Annotated in this window: 15 protein-coding genes, 5 tRNA genes and 1 pseudogene; 16 read left to right on the top strand and 5 right to left on the bottom strand. The window is 57.8% G+C overall.

Features of this window, described 5'->3' with window-relative positions:
* Positions 1-14: 14 nt before the first annotated feature.
* A complete protein-coding gene (locus N1030_RS15895) occupies positions 15-827 on the top strand; it encodes a sugar phosphate isomerase/epimerase family protein (RefSeq protein ID WP_265826505.1) in 813 nt (270 codons plus the stop codon).
* 202 nt (positions 828-1,029) lie between these two features.
* Here the strand turns inward: N1030_RS15895 and N1030_RS15890 are convergent, their stop codons facing one another.
* The 4 genes from N1030_RS15890 to N1030_RS15875 form a co-directional block, all read right to left on the bottom strand.
* Positions 1,030-2,181, bottom strand: a complete 1,152-nt coding sequence (locus tag N1030_RS15890; protein ID WP_265826504.1) for a GGDEF domain-containing protein — start codon at positions 2,179-2,181, stop codon at positions 1,030-1,032.
* Between the two features lie 51 nt (positions 2,182-2,232).
* Positions 2,233-3,717 (bottom strand): DUF438 domain-containing protein, encoded by a 1,485-nt coding sequence (locus N1030_RS15885; RefSeq protein ID WP_265826503.1) that lies wholly within the window; start codon positions 3,715-3,717, stop codon positions 2,233-2,235.
* Between the two features lie 154 nt (positions 3,718-3,871).
* Positions 3,872-4,348 carry an iron-sulfur cluster-binding protein gene (locus N1030_RS15880; RefSeq protein WP_265826502.1) on the bottom strand — a complete coding sequence of 159 codons (477 nt, stop codon included), beginning with the start codon at positions 4,346-4,348 and terminating at the stop codon, positions 3,872-3,874.
* Positions 4,341-5,375, bottom strand: coding sequence for a 4Fe-4S dicluster domain-containing protein (locus N1030_RS15875; protein WP_265826501.1), 1,035 nt, complete (start codon positions 5,373-5,375; stop codon positions 4,341-4,343). Before N1030_RS15875 ends, N1030_RS15880 begins: the two co-directional genes overlap by 8 nt.
* Before the next feature lie 312 nt (positions 5,376-5,687).
* Here N1030_RS15875 and N1030_RS15870 point away from each other — a divergent pair.
* From N1030_RS15870 to N1030_RS15850, 5 genes and pseudogenes are all read left to right on the top strand, one after another.
* Positions 5,688-6,758 (top strand): annotated as a pseudogene (locus N1030_RS15870) (sigma-54 interaction domain-containing protein); the annotation flags it as partial.
* A 715-nt stretch (positions 6,759-7,473) separates the two neighbouring features.
* Positions 7,474-7,549: transfer RNA gene (locus N1030_RS15865), tRNA-Val, on the top strand.
* 16 nt (positions 7,550-7,565) lie between these two features.
* A tRNA-Asp gene (locus N1030_RS15860) sits at positions 7,566-7,642 on the top strand.
* 80 nt (positions 7,643-7,722) lie between these two features.
* Positions 7,723-7,799 (top strand) — tRNA-Asp (locus N1030_RS15855).
* 416 nt (positions 7,800-8,215) lie between these two features.
* Complete coding sequence (locus N1030_RS15850; protein ID WP_265826500.1) at positions 8,216-8,848, top strand: isochorismatase family protein; 633 nt, start codon at positions 8,216-8,218, stop codon at positions 8,846-8,848.
* 93 nt (positions 8,849-8,941) lie between these two features.
* On the opposite strand, the gene N1030_RS15845 is transcribed toward N1030_RS15850, so the two are convergent.
* Positions 8,942-10,129: an anaerobic nitric oxide reductase flavorubredoxin gene (locus tag N1030_RS15845; RefSeq protein ID WP_265826499.1), complete on the bottom strand. Its 1,188-nt coding sequence runs from the start codon at positions 10,127-10,129 to the stop codon at positions 8,942-8,944.
* Between the two features lie 286 nt (positions 10,130-10,415).
* Here N1030_RS15845 and N1030_RS15840 point away from each other — a divergent pair.
* The 10 genes from N1030_RS15840 (at position 10,416) to N1030_RS15795 (ending at position 18,095) form a co-directional block, all read left to right on the top strand.
* A tRNA-Val gene (locus N1030_RS15840) sits at positions 10,416-10,491 on the top strand.
* A 5-nt stretch (positions 10,492-10,496) separates the two neighbouring features.
* Positions 10,497-10,573: transfer RNA gene (locus tag N1030_RS15835), tRNA-Asp, on the top strand.
* Positions 10,574-10,842: 269 nt separating this feature from the next.
* Positions 10,843-11,178 carry a zinc ribbon domain-containing protein YjdM gene (locus N1030_RS15830; protein ID WP_265826498.1) on the top strand — a complete coding sequence of 112 codons (336 nt, stop codon included), beginning with the start codon at positions 10,843-10,845 and terminating at the stop codon, positions 11,176-11,178.
* Positions 11,179-11,402: 224 nt separating this feature from the next.
* Entirely contained in the window at positions 11,403-12,221 is an 819-nt protein-coding gene (locus tag N1030_RS15825; protein WP_265826496.1) for a substrate-binding periplasmic protein, read from the top strand.
* Between the two features lie 105 nt (positions 12,222-12,326).
* Positions 12,327-13,238 carry a helix-turn-helix transcriptional regulator gene (locus tag N1030_RS15820; RefSeq protein ID WP_265826495.1) on the top strand — a complete coding sequence of 304 codons (912 nt, stop codon included), beginning with the start codon at positions 12,327-12,329 and terminating at the stop codon, positions 13,236-13,238.
* Between the two features lie 187 nt (positions 13,239-13,425).
* Positions 13,426-14,376, top strand: coding sequence for an SMP-30/gluconolactonase/LRE family protein (locus N1030_RS15815; RefSeq protein ID WP_265826494.1), 951 nt, complete (start codon positions 13,426-13,428; stop codon positions 14,374-14,376).
* Between the two features lie 156 nt (positions 14,377-14,532).
* The gene (locus tag N1030_RS15810; RefSeq protein ID WP_265826493.1) at positions 14,533-15,138 is read left to right on the top strand and encodes a hypothetical protein; all 606 of its coding nucleotides are present in this window, start codon (positions 14,533-14,535) and stop codon (positions 15,136-15,138) included.
* A 27-nt stretch (positions 15,139-15,165) separates the two neighbouring features.
* A complete protein-coding gene (locus N1030_RS15805; protein WP_265826492.1) occupies positions 15,166-16,089 on the top strand; it encodes a hypothetical protein in 924 nt (307 codons plus the stop codon).
* 50 nt (positions 16,090-16,139) lie between these two features.
* Positions 16,140-16,766, top strand: a complete 627-nt coding sequence (locus tag N1030_RS15800; protein WP_265826491.1) for an RluA family pseudouridine synthase — start codon at positions 16,140-16,142, stop codon at positions 16,764-16,766.
* 399 nt (positions 16,767-17,165) lie between these two features.
* Positions 17,166-18,095: an ATP-grasp domain-containing protein gene (locus N1030_RS15795; protein ID WP_265826490.1), complete on the top strand. Its 930-nt coding sequence runs from the start codon at positions 17,166-17,168 to the stop codon at positions 18,093-18,095.
* The last annotated feature ends 148 nt before the right edge of the window (positions 18,096-18,243 follow it).

Raw genomic sequence — 18,243 nt, 5'->3', positions numbered from 1 at the left:
TCTAAGGAGCCGCCATGCCTTTTTTCGTTAACCTGCCGCTCAGCTATGCCCACCACACTCCGGCGTATGTGGAGATGTTCATCGCCCGCGGGGTGCACCCCGAACTGGGCATGGACACCTTTGCCGTGCAGGCACTGCCGAAAAGCTGGCACAGGGACATGGCAGCGCGCTTCAGGGATGCGGGGCTGAGCTGTTCCATTCATCTGCCCTTCTTCGACCTTTCTCCGGGCAGCATGAACAACGCCGTGCTGGAAGCCACCCGCGCAACGCTCATACGGGCTGCGGAACTGGCCTCCATCTATGCTCCTGCGCATATGGTGGGGCACCCTCATTTCAACAAGGGAGAACATGCGCCGCACATGGCACGCTGGATAAAGCGTTCGGTGCAGACGTGGGAACAGGTGCTGGACATCACGACACACGACGACAACCACCCGCCCCTGTTTCTGGAGAACACCTTCGAGCGCGCCCCCCACGCCATCGTCACCCTGCTGGAACACCTGCCCGCAGAGCGTTGCGGCTTCTGCCTCGACATAGGGCACTGGCATTCCTTTGCGCAGGGTTTCCGAAATCAGGACCTTGCCGCGTGGGTGGACGCCGCCGGAGCACGCCTCGGCCACCTGCACCTGCACGACAACGACGGCAGCGACGACCAGCATACAGGCCTTGGCAGCGGCACCATTCCGCTGGATATCCTGTTCGATTCCCTGCGCCGGAACGCAGTTCGCCCCTCCGTCACGCTGGAACCGCACGACGAAGGGGCGTTTGAAACCTCACTGGCCTTCATGCAGGCCCGCACAGACCTGCCGGAGATACTGAAACTTTAGCCGCAGGCCGGCTCAGGAACGACCGTCCGAGCCGCCATTACCGCCGGTGCTACCTGCCGGAATCATCGCCCGAGCCGCCAGTCCAAATTATCCTTCGAGTTCAGACAGCAAAATCCAACCGACGAAATCCAGCTGGCGAAATCCAGTTGGCGAGATCATCCGGCGAAATCATCAGCCAAACTCACCGAGGGCCATGCTTGAACTAGTCCGGGGGCAAATCAGGGTTCCGATCATCTCCGGCGTCAGCATCCTCTCCCCAGACCGTTATGGCATGCCCCTTGACCCGCTTGGAACGGTACATAGCGCTATCAGCATGCCCCACAAGCATATCGGCATCCCAACCGGCATCCGGTGAAAACTCCGCAATGCCTATACTCAAGGTAACCTCGCACTGCGGATCAATCTCGGAAAACTGGCTGGCCAGACGCTGACATATCCCCACCGCCTCTTCACGCGGGGTTGAAGGCAGAATGACACAGAATTCATCACCTCCGTAACGGGCCGCGCTATCCTCTGCACGCAGGGTTTTCCGGAACACACTGGCCATATTCATGAGTACGCCGTCTCCATACTTGTGTCCGAACGTATCATTGGCCCGTTTGAATCCATCCAGATCTATGTAGCACAATGAAAGTAGCTGGTTGCGTCGATGGCTGCGGGCCAGTTCGCGACGCAACTCCTCGAAGAAACTGCGCTGATTGAACAGCCCCGTAAGGCCGTCCTTGCGTGAAAGCTCCGCAAGCTCCTCAGTACGCTTGGCAATAACGCCCTCAAGACCGGCTGCGTATTTTTCCACCTCATCCTTATGTCTATGCAGTTCATCCATCAGGCTCTGGATGTAAGTGTCGAACACCAAAATAAGGTCGAACATCAAAATCTTGTCCAGAACGCTCATTCTACCGGAACAGGCTTCGCATGCCTTGGTGCCGTTGCCATACAGGATCAGCCGGTTCCTGAGCAGGTCGCCCAGCTTGTACAGAGCCGCAACATACAGCTTGGGCGGCACGCCGATACGCTTGTGCACCAGCCCGATCCGCAGACGGGTCTGCACATATTCGGCATCATACTGACCGCTGAACAACGTAAGCACATAGCGCTGAAGGTGGTTCTTGAGGCGTTCAAGAGTCTCCGAATCGCCTATGAGTTCTGCGACTTCATAGAAATCCACAAGAAACTCGTAATACTCGGAAACTATCTCAACAACATCCCGCGCAATGGCCGGACGCAGCTCATGAAGCAGCTTCTCGTCCTCCTCTGTAATCCCCATGAGCTCCTTGCGGCGCTGAATCTCCACGGAAGTGATCCGCAACTGCTCGTTCAGGGTAAGATCAGTGGGACGCTTGCCTCTTTCCATCGTTCGCCTCCAAACGCATCGCCGTCACCAAGCCCGGCACAGAGCCTGCAATCAACTCCACTCAAGCAGCCTGCGTTCGCCTTCCAGAGCCCGAAGCGCTGTCAGTTCCTGCGAGACTTCAAGGCAGCCCAGATAGATTCCGGCCTCATCACGCACCGCGAAGTAGCGGATGTGAATGAACATGCCGTGCAACTGCAGCCAGAACTCCGCCGTATCGCGCTCGCCGTTCTTGAACTTGGCCAGAATCTCCTCGACCATATGCACCGACTTGGACGGATGGCAGTTGCGCACATCGCGGCCGATGATGCCTGCGGAACGCGGGAAGATACGGTGCGTACTGTCGGAATAGTAGGCCACCTTGTCGTCCGCATCCACAAAGGTCATGTCGAGGGGCAGAGTCTTGAGCATCAGGTTCAGCACCTTGGGCGACAGCCTGCCCGTATCCAGCGGGATGGACGCATCCGTGCCGGAGGTGTGAGCCGTTCCCCGTGATGCAGCTCCCGCAACATCACCCGGCATCCATTCAATGCCCGGAGTGACCCACGCATAGCCGATCTCGTCCTCGCCGTGCCGCGCCCGCGACCACTGTTCATCGGTAAGCGAATCCAAGGCCATGGGGAACAGCACGTGCTCTTCCTTGTAGACCATGTCCTTCACGGCAAGGCACAGCTCGCGCAGGTTGGCTGCGGTCCGTTCCGGCTGCTCCCTGTCCCACTCCTCGGCCGTCTTCTTCACCTTGGCCCGGATATCGTCGTGCACTTCCCACATGACCTTGGGAGGAGCCTCAATGCCGTTCTCCTCCAGCAGGGGGAAGAGCTGGTATTCCTTGCGGGTATAGTGGATGCGGATATTGCACAGGTCTTCAAAGGCCTGCCTGATGTACTGGTCGGAAAACGCCCAGACATTCTTCGTCACCACGCCGCCCATGCGGTCGATCTGACTGATGATTTCATCGGCAATCTCCACGGCCTGCGCATTCTCGGCCATGTAGGTGTGCACGGGATGCCCCTCGGGCATGGAGGGACGGTCATGGCAATCCAGTGCCCCCTTGAAGAGTTCCACATGCAGGTCGCACAGACGCTTTATCTCCGTCTCGGGCAGACCTTCGGCCACCATCGCCTGCTCAAGCGTGGCTATCTCCGCAGGGCTTATGTCTCCCACGGTCTCCTTGAAGCGTCCCTTGAGCGATTCTATGCTCTCGCCGTCATGCAGGGCACGAATCATTTCCTTCAGGCGGGCACGCCGTTCTTCATCCGTCAGCCCACGGGCTTCTGGGTCCTTCACTTCCGGCGGAATGACGGTAACAGCTTCGCCTGTACGGCGCATGATCTCCTGCGCCACGAACATGAGCAGATCAAGCGGCTTCACCTGCCCCATGCCCGCAGCCTGCCCCAGCGTGGCAACACGCCCAAGCGTGTTACGCAGCACGGGATTACGCAACTTTTCGAAGGTGGGGTTATAGTCGGCAAGGGCATCCACAAGAAAGGGATAGGCCTTGGTAAGATCGAGTATGGTGGTCTCCTGACGTATTTCCATATCTGACTCCTCGGTTGGAGATGTATGTGATGTGTACGGCCAACATAGCACAATCCTCCCTGAATGGCGTGATTTAGATCACAGGAGGCCACAAAAAAACAAAAGGCCCCGGAAAATCGGGGCCCGAATAATTACCAATAGACCAACAGGCCTGCTACCGCAGCCGCACATATGCAGCGGAACCGCGCAGGCGCGCCATGATGGCGGCAATGCCCAGCAGCATGGCAAAACCGAGATGCGACCAGTCGATGAAGACCGTCAAGGCAGCCGACCAGTGGAATCCCGGCAGGTTCTTGGCTACCCGCATGTAACCGGTGATGATGATCAGCGCCAGCAGCACAAGGCGCACCACGCCGGAAGCCGTGAACCGGAAGCGGAAGCGCTGGCTCAGGAACACGGGAACCAGCCATGCGCCGAGCCCCATCAGAGCGATGGCTCCCAGATAATGCACCCAGTGTACGACATACGGGTCCGCCAGCCAGCCGAGTCCCGGAATATCCGCGATGTAATAGCGCTTGAAAATGGGCATCTGCCCCATGCCGGTCACGGTCATGAGCAGCATGATGCCGAACCACACACGCACAATCCCGCGCGAAACAAAGGAAGAAGTCTGCTCAATCAGTCTAGCCATTGTCACGCTCCTTACGGATGGTTGCGGCAATCTTCAGGGCACCGGCCACAAGCCCTGCCACGGGAGCGGCAACCAGCGCCTTGGCCAGGCTGGTTTCGGGCCGCATTACGTCTGCAACGGGGGCCATATGTGGCTTACCCGGCCCCTTTTCCAGCACGGCGTTGATCTTTTCGAACGGTACCGGCGAAACATAGATGGTGTTGGTGCCGCCGTTCTCCTCCAATCCGTAGATATACCCGTTCTGCTCTTCAGCCAGCTTCCGGGCCAACGCCTCCATCTCGCTGCGCGGACCGATGCTCTGCACGGACTGCGGACAGACCTCCACGCAGGCGGGAAGCTCAGCGGCGGCCACCTTGTCATGGCAGCGATCGCACTTGTACATCACCCCGTTCCCTGCGAAAGACGGCAGCAACCGCAGATACAGGCCCACGCCGGTCTGACGCTGGGGGATATGCCAGGGGCAGGCCTGACGACACTTCGCACCGCCAAGGCACAGCTCGTCATCTATACGGACGATGCCGTTGTCTTCCTTTCTGGCGGCTCCCCACGGGCACAGATTCGCACAGGGCGGGTTGACGCAGTGCAGACAACGGCGCGGAACGAACAGTTCGTGCATCTGACCTTCGTGTTCCACCTGCGCACTCTGCAGGAACAACCAATTATATGGGGTGAGCCTGTCGTCCACATCCTGCTTGCCGGACCAGTCCTCCGCCTTCACACGAGGCGGATACATGGGCGGAAACGGCTTCTCCGCCTTGGGAAATTTATGGGCATTGATCTCGCGACAGGCCTCGACACAGGCTCCGCAGCCTATACACTTGCTCAGGTCAAGCACGGTAACCAGCTCTTCTCCGGACTGAGGCACCGAAGCGGCCTTGGCTCCGCCCGACATTGCAACAGGCAGGGCAGCGCCTGCGCCGGCTACGCCAAGAGCCTTGAGAAAAGAACGTCTGGATGGAGAATGCGCTGCGCCGTTACGGGCACCATGGCCCTTGCTGCGAGATCGTTGCGCCGTAGTATGTGTCATCTGCTAGTTCCTTGTATGCAGTCTTGTCCTTGAAAGAATCTGAAACACTGCGAACCTCCTGTCCGCGTATACTGCCATGAGCAGAAAACGTGCCGCAATGCATCATAGCAGATCAAACACCTGTAAACATTATAATTACAAGCACAACACTGGCCTCCCCTTTACTTGCCGCGGCACAATGATTAAACATATGACCAACTAATGATGCATCATAAATTAGACATATGCTCAATCAAGCCCCCCGGAGCAGCCCAAATGACAAAAGAGAAACGCACGATGAAGAAAGCATCAGCCATTTCAAATAATTCTCCGGACCTGTTCGCAGGCATGGTGGGCGCATCGCCTGTCATGCGCCGCATCTTCAACATCATTGAACGCGCCGCCATGAGCGATGCGCCCGTGATCATCTGCGGACACTCCGGTACGGGCAAGGAGCTGGCGGCACGCGCCATTCACGACCTTGGGGTGCGTAGAAACGGACCATATGTGCAGCTCAACTGCGCGGCCCTGAACGAATCGCTGCTGGAAAGTGAACTTTTCGGCCACGTGAAGGGGGCCTTTACCGGCGCGGTACGCTCCCGCACGGGGCGCTTCGAATCGGCACAGGGCGGCGACATCTTTCTGGACGAGATCGGCGACATTCCACTGCCCACGCAGGTGAAGCTGCTACGGGTTCTGGAATCGAAACGCATAGAGCGTGTGGGCGACAACCGGTCCATCGATGTGGACGTGCGTATCATCTCCGCCACCAACCGCAACCTGCAGGAACTGGTGCGGCGCGGGCGTTTCCGCGAAGACCTGCTCTTCCGCATCAACGTCATTCCCATCCATCTTCCCATGCTGTCGGAACGCAGGGAAGACATTCCCCTGCTGGCGGCGCACTTCATCAACCTGTGCAGGGAGCGTACTGGCAAGGACATCCCCGGTCTTGCTCCGGCATCTGCGCAACTTTTTGCGGAATACGGCTGGCCCGGAAACATACGCGAACTGAAAAGCGCCATCGAATACGCCTTCGTGGTCGCGGACGACGGCCCCATAGAGCTTGAACACCTGCCCATGTATATGGTGGACGGTGCCAACACTTGTTCATGCCCGCCGGAGTTCATTCCTGGCCTGACTTCGGATTCGCATCCGGAAATTGCAACGGCTTTGCCCGCCTCCCTTCGCCCAACCTCTTTCAGTCAGTCACAGACAGAGCCCCCTGCTTCCCGCGAACGAGCCGAAGAGTCGTTGCCGCCACAAAAGCGGGAGCTGCTGAACGCCCTGCGCACGGCAAACGGCAATATGAGCGAGACGGCACGCCTGCTGGGAGTGCACAGAGGCACGGTGCGCAACCGCATGCTGAAATGGAACATAGACCTGCGCAAGACCGTGTTCGGATAACGGAATTACGCATCGCCAGACAGGCTGCGCACAATGGCGATTCGGGCGTGTCGCACTGCGAGAGAACGCCCGACAGACAAAACGGGGCGTTTCTCCAGCCGCTACGACATGAAAAAAGCCGATCCGCGCTTGCACCTGCACGGATCGGCCAAAAGGTTGGGGAGTAACCTCGGTGGGCAAATACGGACGCCGCTTCCGGGGTTCATCATGAAACGGTGACATGGCGTTGCGGTCTTTGGGACCGTGCATGAAGCGGGCTTGCGCCTCCGTCATCTCCCCATGCCGGATGGAATCGCCCCATGCAACCACGTCAAACCGTCAGGTGCCCTGACGCTGATGAATTTCTATGGCCGGTATGCCATGATGTTCCCGAAACGGGACCGGAAGCGGTGCCCGATACCTGTCTATCGGCGTATAACCGAAAGCCTTTAGAGCAACACCACACCTTACAAAACCTTCCCAGCCCCCTCAAACGCCCCGCTCGACAATGCAATATCATCCTTATTTTAAAAGCAAAAATAACACTCAAAAAGAAATTTTCGACCAACCTCAAAAAAGGGCTTGCCAAGAGGATGTGCTTTGCGTAAAACCGCCCTCGCTTCACGGTTCTGGGGCCAACAACCGCTCCGAATCACACTGAAAACAAATTGTTCGGGTTCTTCGAAAAAGATGTTGACAGCGAAGCAAGGATTCAATAAAAGGTTTTTCCTCAAGTGGGCGGTTAGCTCAGCTGGGAGAGCATCGGCCTTACAAGCCGAGGGTCACAGGTTCGAGCCCTGTACCGCCCACCACTTAAAGCCTTCAAACGGAGCGGTAGTTAAGTCGGTTATAACGCCGGCCTGTCACGCCGGAGGCCGCGGGTTCGAGTCCCGTCCGCTCCGCCATTGAGCACATCGGATGCGTTCGCAAGATCGCATCCGTTTTTTTAGATACAGTTTTAGGTCGAGCAATCGACCGCCTCTGCGGAGCGGTAGTTAAGTCGGTTATAACGCCGGCCTGTCACGCCGGAGGCCGCGGGTTCGAGTCCCGTCCGCTCCGCCACTGAGTATACAGCCTTGATGTTTGCGCATCAGGGCTTTTTCTTTTGCGCGCCCCATCCCGCTCTCTGCCTCGCGTGACCGAGTCCCGTCAGCCCCACAACGGGACAACGCCCACACTCTAGCGACCCAACGCAGAATTATTGGAACTCCCAAACGCTATGACATACTGTCGCCCCACTACTCCTGAACCAATCTGACTCACGCCCCCCCCACCTGCCTGACGATCTTTGAAGTCCGACAAAGGATTTCATTGACACAAGCCCCACCTCCGGCAAAAAGTGTAGCATGAAGTAACCCTATCCGGGATTTTCGCAACACTAACGCCATGAGGGTCTGCCCATGCGTACACCCGTCCAAAGCTCAAACGTTCACACCCAAGCGGTCCTCCCCGCCCCGCAGTTGTTTCTGATCAGGCTGATGCAACTGACCATGCTGGGCCTTGCCATACTGCTGCTCACAGCCCTGCCCGTTCGCGCTGGAGAGTATAAGGACATCCTCGACATCTGGGCTTCAGCGGAAGTGCCGGAGACTCCTCCGGTACAGGCGGTCACCGTCGACCACACCACCACCGCCCTGCTTATTCTGGATATCGAGGAGCGCACCTGCAATGCCGAGCGCCGCCCTCGTTGTCTGGAAACGGTTCCCCGCATCGCAGCTTTGCTGCAAAAAGCCCGCGAAACCAAAATGCCGGTTATCTACAGCCTGACGACAAAAGGAACGCGAGAAACCATTCTTCCTCCGGTAGCCCCCTCCAATGGGGAGCCTATCGTGCAGGCCAGCGTGGACAAGTTTCTGAACACCCCGCTCCAGACCATTCTTGAGGATTTGCGGATCAAGGCGGTCATCGTGACCGGCACGGCTGCCCACGGAGCCGTCCTGAACACCGCCACGGGTGCAGCCCAGCGTGGACTGCAGGTAATTCTGCCTGTGGATGGCCTGTCGGCTTCCACGCTGTATATCGAACAGGCCTCTGTCTGGCTGCTCCACACCGGCCCCGCAACGGCCAAGCGCACAGTGCTGACACGCACCACGGATATTGCCATTGAATAGCCTTCTCCCCCGAGAACGCAGGAGAACCAAAAAACATCAGGCCCTGAAGACAAACTTCAAGGCCTGATTGTTTTTGATCAAACGCAACCACAGCTACAGTCGTTCAGCCAATTGCGCGCCATAGGCCTCGCACTGCGCACGCGCCTCTTCATCCGGCTTCCAGAGGACTTTCAACGGTTCTGCAAGCATTTCAAAACCTGACTTCTCCAACCACTCCGAAACAATACCCGCACCTTCACCAGACCATCCGTAAGACCCGAAAGCCGCCCCAAACTTATTCTTGAATCCGAGCCCCTTAATCATCTCAAGCAAACCGGCCATACCGGAAAGAATGCCCTTGTTGATCGTTGAAGAACCGGCGACGACCAGACGCGATTTGAACACCTCCAAGATCACTTCATTCTTGTCGCGCTGCCCCACATTGAAGAGTTTTACCTCCAGCTCCGGGCTGGCCTTGCGGATTCCCTCTGCAATGCACTCGGCCATGTCACGCGTGCTGTTCCACATGGTGTCATACAGAACAACAACCTGTTTTTCCTGATAGTCCTCGGCCCACTCCAGATACTTATGGACGATCTGCAGCGGATTATCCCGCCAGATTATCCCGTGACTGGGCATGATGTAGTCAACCGGAAGCCCGAACCCGACCACCTCATGTATTTTCTTCACAACAAGCTTGTTAAAGGGAGTAAGTATGTTCGCGTAATACTTCATGCACTCGTGCATGAGCTCGCCCTCATCAACCAGATCATTGAACATGCGGGCAGAGGCCAGATGATGGCCGAAGGCATCATTGCTGAACAAAATGTTTTCCTTGTCCAGATAGCTGAACATGCTGTCCGGCCAATGCAACATGGCAGCATTGACGAAGGTTATGGTCTTCGCCCCAAGCGCCAGCGTATCCCCGGTCTTGACCGGCCTGAAGTCCCAGTCCTTGTGGTAGTGCCCTTTGAGAGATTTCACAGCTTGCGGCGAGCAGTAGATTGGAACGTTCGGTATACGCTCCATCAACTCCGGCATTGCGCCACTGTGATCAACCTCAGCGTGATTGGCTATGATGTAATCAATACTATCCAGATCAATTTCATGCTCCAGCTGCGCCACAAACTCTTTCGCATAGGGCCGATAAACCGTATCGATCAGGACTGTTTTCTCATCCCGGACAAGGTAGGAATTATAAGAAGACCCTTTAAATGTTGAATATTCTTCGCCGTGAAACTTCTGCAATTCCCAGTCTATCTTGCCTACCCACGTAACGCTGTCTGTAATTCGCACGCCCATATTGCCTCGCTTGGTTACAGGAAACACTTCCCCAAGCTATTACCACACCCTCCAAGGCGGAGCAACGGAATGCAGAGAACCAATCAGTACATCTACCTACCGCAGCCTACCCGCCCCCCTCAAATCCCTCAGTCCACAATAGGAACAAGGCCACTCAGGTGCCACCCTGTTGCAGGTCTCCCCCACTCTCTGTCACTTGGAAAAGGCTTATTTGGACAATCCAACAGAAAGGCATCGTAATCCAGTTGACAGCGAAACGGAGTACGTATAAACAGTGCTCCTTCACGGACGGTTAGCTCAGTTGGTAGAGCATCGCCTTCACACGGCGGGGGTCACAGGTTCAAGCCCTGCACCGTCCACCACAAACGGAGCGGTAGTTAAGTCGGTTATAACGCCGGCCTGTCACGCCGGAGGCCGCGGGTTCGAGTCCCGTCCGCTCCGCCACGGAACATAAAGCCCTGATGTTAACGCATCAGGGCTTTTCCTTTGTGCTGCCGCCCCCGTCACCGATGCTCTCATTTCGCTCCGCCACAACGAACAAACAACGTTGCCGATCTGCCAACACCCCAGCGTAAAAGGATCTTTCACACCAAGTCAGTGGCCTTTTACTTTCCGAATGGATATTGGTAGGGTGCCCGCAATTGGCCCGACATTCTTTATGATCAACGTTCCCTTCGTAATTGAAGAGATCCAAGACAATAAGTTGAGAACACATGGATAATTTACCGAACTGCCCGCAGTGTAATTCCGAATACATGTATTCGGACGGCAATATGATCATCTGCCCCGAGTGCGGCTACGAGATGAAGCCCGGCGAGACCGGCGAGCGTGTTTACAAGGATGCAAACGGTAACGTGCTTGCAGACGGAGACACCGTCATCGTCATTCAGGACCTGAAGGTCAAAGGCGCTTCCGGCCCCATCAAGAAGGGGACCAAGGTCAAGAACATCAAGCTGGTGGAACCCGAAGACGGTGTGCACGACATCTCCTGCAAAATTCCCGGGTTCGGCTCCATGATGCTGAAGACCTCGGTGGTCAAAAAGGGCTGATTCCACCACAACGGCTGGCAGAGCGTTCGGGCATTACGCACAGGCGTCGCACGAACCTTGCTTTCTGCCTGCAGTCGAACCAACATTTGGGCCGTGTCATCGACACGGCCCTTTCTTTTGGCCTGGTTTCTTGCTCGCCATGCCGCATGGATAATGGCATCACGCCATTATCATAGGTAAAAAACCGTAATGTTATATAGTGCCGAGCAGGAGGGAGTGCCCCGATGACACGCATCTGGACAATCGCATTCATCATCATGCTCACTGCAGCAACTGGGGTTCTTGCCCCGGTATCGGGCAAAACCCAGCAGCCCGTGGTCATCTTCGGCGATGATAACTACCCTCCCTATTCCTATCTTGAAGACGGGAAAGCAAAAGGCATCTACGTTGACCTGCTGACCACCGCTTTCTCACGCATGCCGGAATACAACATCACCATACGGCTGGTCCCATGGAAGCGCGGATTGAACCTTCTGGAAACCGGGCAGGGATTCGCCCTGTTCCCCCCGTACAAACTGCCCAAGGCCCGCCCGTACATTTACCCCTATTCAGCCCCTCTCTTTGAAGAAAGCGTTATCGTGGTATGCCGGAAGGAGCTCACCCTCAACAAACCGACTGCCCATTGGCCTGCCGACTACCAGGGGCTGCGCTTCGGCATGAACCTCGGTTTTCATATGGGACTGGATTCGTTCTGGGCCGAGGTCGAAGCTAAAAGAATCGCAGTTGAGCATGCTCCCGGAACAACCGGCAACATCATAAAACTCACACAGCAACGCATAGACTGTTACCTCAACGATCGCCTCGCCATCCTGTTCGAGTACAACCGTGCCGTTGAAAAGAACAAAATCCTGGGAGCCCGAAAGGCGCACCCTCCCTTCTCCGTCGGACCGACCATAGCAAGCAACTACGCGTATCTCGGCTACGCGCGGAACAGCGCCCGTTTCCCTTACAAGAACGCCTTCATGTTCCGATTTGACCAAACCATACAAGAGATGCATGCGCGGGGCGAAGTCGACGAAATCGTTCTGCGCCACCTGCAATGACAAGCAGCCGCATCTGGGCTATATGCGCTTAAACCGATCAAGGACGTGTGGATTGGCCACCCCCCCCCTGCGCCGCCTGCAAGCTTGTTCCGCCGGAACGTCCCCATGCACCAGAATGCCCCAAAATACGAATGCCTTAACCTGCTACAGATGCTCTTTGAGCGCGTGCCGGAGTTTGAAGCCACTCCCACGCTTCGTCACGCCCTGAAAAGCGTTGCACGCCTGTGCAGAATCTGCGAGGTGCAGGGTTCCCACCTTTCCCGGCTGATGCTAACGGCTCCCGCGCTTGTGGTGGTGCTGGAAGGCAACAAGGATGTGGGGTTTCAGAACGGCAGCGTCAGAGCACACGAAGGCGACTTCTTGCTGCTGCCCAACGGCGTGGAAATGGATATTGCCAACAACCCCGGAAGCAAGGGGCTCTACCGCTCCGTTGTGGTCGAGTTCGAACCCCATGCCCTGCGCAGATTCGCCATCCTCTACCCCGACCGCGTCAAGGATCTGGTGCGCTGGAACACAGCACACCCGCGGCATTCCGCCTTTTCGCCGGACATACATGTGGCGGAAGCCTTCATGCACTTGAGCCGCTCTCTGGCGCGCGGGGAAGACACCGGCCCCATTCTGGAGCTGCGGATGTTCGAACTCATCCTTGCGCTGCTCGAATCCGGCAGGGGGCACCTGCTCTTCTCGCTGACCGGCGACGACATCGTGGAGACAGTGCAGCACCTCATCACCCTCAGCCCCGCACAGCAATGGACTGCCGAACGCATCGCCGCACAACTGGGTGTAAGCGTTTCCACCCTGTCACGCAGACTGCGTCAGGACGGCCTGAACCTGCGCCAGATGCTGCGTGAAGCCCGCATGCAACATGCAGGCACCCTGCTGAAAAACAACTCCGAAGACATTGCCGGCATAGCGGAATCCTGCGGCTATGCATCGCTCTCGCGTTTTCGCGCCCGCTTCGAGGACCACTTCGGCATAACGCCCACCGCGTATGCCACCAGCCAACAGGGCGCATAGCCGTAACGCCTGGCCGCTGCACAGCACGTATTCAAATCCGGTCATTTTGCAATCTGACCGATTCTGTATTCATATTGACCGATTCAGGCACTGCCTGCAGAAGCGCATTCACCTATCTTCCCGTTCATCCGACAGCTATCGCCGCACCATGCGGGATACGCGCAATCCATTCTGACGGGAGGTTTCCATGCGTCATTCTCTGATCATTCTCGTGCTGTTTGCGTTCCTTGGCCTTTTCGGCTGTGCCCGGGAGAACACGCCCCCCTTGCTGACCATTCCGCAACAGGCATTCTTTCCAGAAGGCATCACCATCGATGCCGGGGGCAATCTGTATGTTGGCAGCATCGGCAAGGGCAGCATCATCCGCATTCCCAAAGGCGAGCGAAATGCCGTGCCCTTCATTGCCAACGGCAACGGCTTGCTTTCCATCATTGGCATAACTGCCGACCAGAAGCGGAACATACTCTGGGTATGCTCTGCGGATCTGGGCCTCAAGGGTCTCAGCGGATCAGCCCCGCCCTCGGTGCAGGCCTACAGCCTGCCTTCCGGAGCCCTGCTGCACGCATTCCCCTTGGAATCAGGCAGCTTCCCCAACCACATCGCCATCATGAACGACGGCAGCGCCCTCGTCTCCGACTCCTTCAGGCCGGTCATCTACCGCGCACAGCTTGATGATGTGACAATCTCCGAATGGAGCAGCGATCCGCGATTCTCCAAACTGCCTCCCAATCCGAGCACGCTTGTGGACCGCATCGGACTCAACGGCATCGCCGTGGGCAAGGACGGCATGGCCTATGCCGTAAAGACCAACACCGGAGACCTGTTCCGCATTGCGATAAACCCTGACGGTACGGCGGGTTCAGTTGAGGCAGTTGCCCTTACCGAAAAGCTCAACCGCCCTGACGGGCTTGAAACGCTGACCGATGGTTCCCTGCTGCTGGTGGAGGGCGGTGACCGCGTCACCCGCCTCACCCCTCAGGGTAGCACCTTCACGCACAGCATCGTGCAGAACGGGCTGGACTTTCCCACCACCACGGTCACCTGTGACAACACCGCATGGGTCGTGGAATCCCAGCTTGAGCACATGGGAAATCCCAAGGAAGCAGCAACGTTCCGCGTCCTGCGTGTGGACCTGTAATCATCTCATGGAAGCAAATGCGTAATCGGGGCCGCCTGAGAGCGGCCCCTTCACATCTGCGGCACTCTGGGCTACTGATACCGCGCGCGTCCTGACGGTGGAACCCGTTTTTCCGGCCGCGCGAAAAGATTTCCAGATAATGCACGGAGGCCGCCAGTGACCACTCTTTCCGACACCGCCATTCGCGAGCAGGTTGAAGCCCAGCTCGGACTATACCCCTGCACCTACGACTTTGCCGGCATCAGGGCCTTCCTGATGGGCGAACAGGTCGCCCCTGCGGAGATCAATCCGGTTGCCCTCTTCACCATCTTCTGGGAAGAGCCGCCCGCATTTGCGGACTCTGCCGCTCAACAGGCCTTCTATGGCGCGTTTGCCCAGCTCTGGCAGCGTCTTGGCGAGCACACCCGCAAGAAATCCCCTTTCCGCCTTGTCCGACTGGAAGTGCCTACAACGGGCACGCAGCTTGAACACTACCTGAACGTGCGCGGCGGCGAGATCAATTCACTCCACGCCGGTTTTCTGCAGGGCAAGGACTCTTCCGAACTGACCGACGAGGCATGCGGCCTTGTCGCCACGCTTTCCGCCTGTTCCTTTGTGGTGCAGCGTCTGTGGGGCGAGGTGTATGTCGGTGAGGAAGCCGACCAGCTCGACAAGGATGTGGTAAATCAGATCAAACGATTTGAAAGCAACGTGAACAAGGACGTGGCCAACTTTGTCTGGAAGGCGGCCCGCCTGCAGCAGGCCGGCAACATCCTGCGCTAGCAGCCACGATCATATGGTATTCTTCCGATGCTCTTTCCGCTGACCATAGACTTGCACGGGCTGGCCCCCGACACATCGCACCCGCTGCACGATGCCGAGGTCACCACACGGGGTCTCTGTCCTCGCTGCGGCAGGGAACACACACTGCCCGCAGGTGTGGCCCGCGCCGAATGCGCGGCCCTCATGCAGCAGCTTGAGCAGTACGGCCGCATCGACATGCAGGTTCCGGATCACATAGCCGACCCGCATTTCTCGCTGGATTACCTGAACGGCGTAGCGCGCGGCCAGATGTTCGGCGTGCTGGTGGTCCGCACGCAGGATGGCGCATACGGCACCCTGCGCGCCTTCTCGGCGCAGTACAATCGGGTCTGGCACGTGGACGGCTGGGTACCCCCCTTGCTTGATGTCGCAGCCTTTGATGCGCAGGTGGCCAAGGATGACCCCGTCATCAACGGCCTTGGCAGGGAGATTCGGGCGCTGGACGATGCCATTGTGGAAGAGCGTCAGGCCAGCGAGAATCAGCCCTGCACCCCGCAGTCTGCTCAAACCCTGACGGACGGGGAAGCCACCCCCACGCCTCTTGATCTGCTTATGCAGCAACGCGCCAGTCTTGTGGACGAGCGCAGGCAGCTTTCGCAACGCTCCATGCGCGCCATCCACGAGCTGTATCGGGTTCGCAACTTCCGTGGCGAGATCGCCTCGCTCTTCGATATTTTCCCTGCCGGACGCGGCGTTCCCACCGGCACGGGCGACTGCTGTGCGCCCAAGCTGCTGCAATATGCCATGCAGCACAACATGACGCCGCTCGGCCTCGCCGAATTCTACTGGGGACGCGAAAGCCGCTCCGGGGCACGCCAGCACGGGGAGTTCTACCCTTCCTGTCAGGACAAATGCTACCCAATTCTCGGTTACATGCTCTGCGGACTTGAAGAAGAGACGATAACCGGATAATCCCCCGCTTCCCGAACACGTAACGAAACACGACTTATAAAGGATACTCCGTGGAAATACTGCACAGCGACGACCATATAGTGGTGGTGAACAAACCGGGCGGCCTGCTTTCCGTTCCCGGTGTGGGACCGCACAAGCAGGACTGTGCCATGAACCGCGTGCGCGCGCTGTTTCCCGAGAGCATCGACATTCCCGTGGTACACAGGCTTGATCAGGCCACGTCCGGCCTGCTGGTGTTCGGCATTTCCGCACTGGCGCAGCGCGAACTCTCCATCCAGTTCGCCAAGCGCGCCGTGGACAAGCGCTACATCGCCGTGCTGAAGGGCGACGTGCGAGGCGATTCCGGCGAGATCACCCTGCCCACGCGGCTGGATATCTACAACCGCCCCTATCAAATATATGACCCCATCCACGGCAAGATCGGCATCACCGAATGGGGCGTGCTGGAACGCAAGCGGGGCCTCACCCGTGTGGAATTCATTCCCATAACCGGCCGCACGCACCAGCTCCGGTTCCATGCGGCCCACAAGTTCGGGCTGGGCTGTCCCATTGTCGGAGACTTCCTCTATGGTGATGCCGAAGACGGTGCCATGCTGCATCTGCATGCGGCGTATCTGCAGTTCCGGCATCCGGTGACTGAGGAAGAGATGGCGTTCTGTTCCGTGCCGGAGTTTTAGGGGCTGATCTTGGAGCGAATTGCGCCTTGGTGGGAAACCACCTTGGCTGCCTTTTTCTCTGTCTACCGTTACAACCTTGCTGTTCCCGTTGCCGCCCCTCAGCAAGGCCCCCTCTGGACTCCTCCTGCCTCGCCCCTGCCAGTCACTGGATGTGTCTTTCTTCAGCCGTGGAAGCGGTCCCCTTCCAATCGGCCTGACAGTCCATCCGCCCCCCTGGATTCAGGTCTGCTTGCTCACTATTCCTTTAATACATCCAAGACTAGCCTCGGCACGCTCTGGTCCCGCGGATAAAGACAGCAGAGCGGCGGCAACGGTATTGCAGAAAAAAGACTTCATGAAGTCAGTGATAGTCTATAGAATCCCGCGAGCACCCCACAAACAGAGAACAACCATATCGCCATGACCACCACCATCTGTCTCCTCGTCCGCAGCCCTTTCGACGATCCTGAAAACGGCGTCGAGTTCGCCCGCGCAGCCTTGCGCATGGGGCTGGTTCCCCGCTTCGGGGCCATGGACACCTTGAGCCTGCGGGACGGCAAGGTGGTATGCGACACATACACCATCGCGCTCACGGCATCCGGCGAGCTGGATATTGCCCCCACGCCGCAGACCGCGCCGCTCGACACCTTCGACCACGTGCAGGTGCTCAGCTTCGGCAGGCGCGGAGCCTTCCTCGACAAGCTGCAACTGCTGCGGCTCCTCGCCGAGACAACCTCCATGGCCAACTCCGTGGACGCGCTGATGCACCTGAACAGCAAATACTACATGGCGGGCATGGGCGATGTGTTCCGGTATCCTGAGACGTATGCCTCTTCAGACGCGGATTACCTGTGGTCGGTGGTGGCCGCTTCGGATGAAAGATGGATCGTCAAACCCCCTGCGGAAGCCTTCGGCCGGGACGTATTTCTCATCTCCCGCACGGACACCAACGCCCGCGCCATTCTCCAGAACATGACCGGCAACGGGGAAGGACGTTACTGCCTGCTGCAACGCTACGTGCCGGAGATACGGCAGGGCGAAGTGCGCGTCCTCATTGCGGGCGGCAAGGTGGTGGGGCAATACCGCCGCAGGTCTGTGCAGGACCACCGCACCAATCTGGCCCAAGGCGCAAGCTGCGAACCCTATGCCCTCAGTGCCGAAGAGGCCGCCCTGTGCGAACGGCTCGGCCCGTGGCTGCTGGAACGCGGCGTCTCTTTCGTCGGCGTGGACCTTGTCTATCCCTATGTCATCGAGTTCAACGTACTCAGCCCCGGCGGCATACGCACCATACGGGAACTCACCGGCAAAGACCTTTCTGAAACGGTGCTGGGGAACATTCTTGCCAAATAATACCCCTCCCCACCGTCGATCTTAACTTTTTTTCATTTTTTTCTCCTTTCGGGAGCCAACGGCCATTTCCTACCGGAGCCGTCCATAACCCTTTCCCCGCCTTGCTTTCAGGTCAGTCAGGACACATCAGACTGATCGGTCACACAGC

Source organism: Desulfovibrio mangrovi, from assembly GCF_026230175.1.
Classification (GTDB): domain Bacteria; phylum Desulfobacterota; class Desulfovibrionia; order Desulfovibrionales; family Desulfovibrionaceae; genus Halodesulfovibrio; species Halodesulfovibrio mangrovi.
The sequence above is the reverse complement of the archived record's forward strand: the minus strand, read 5'-3'. Positions and strand labels throughout refer to the sequence as shown.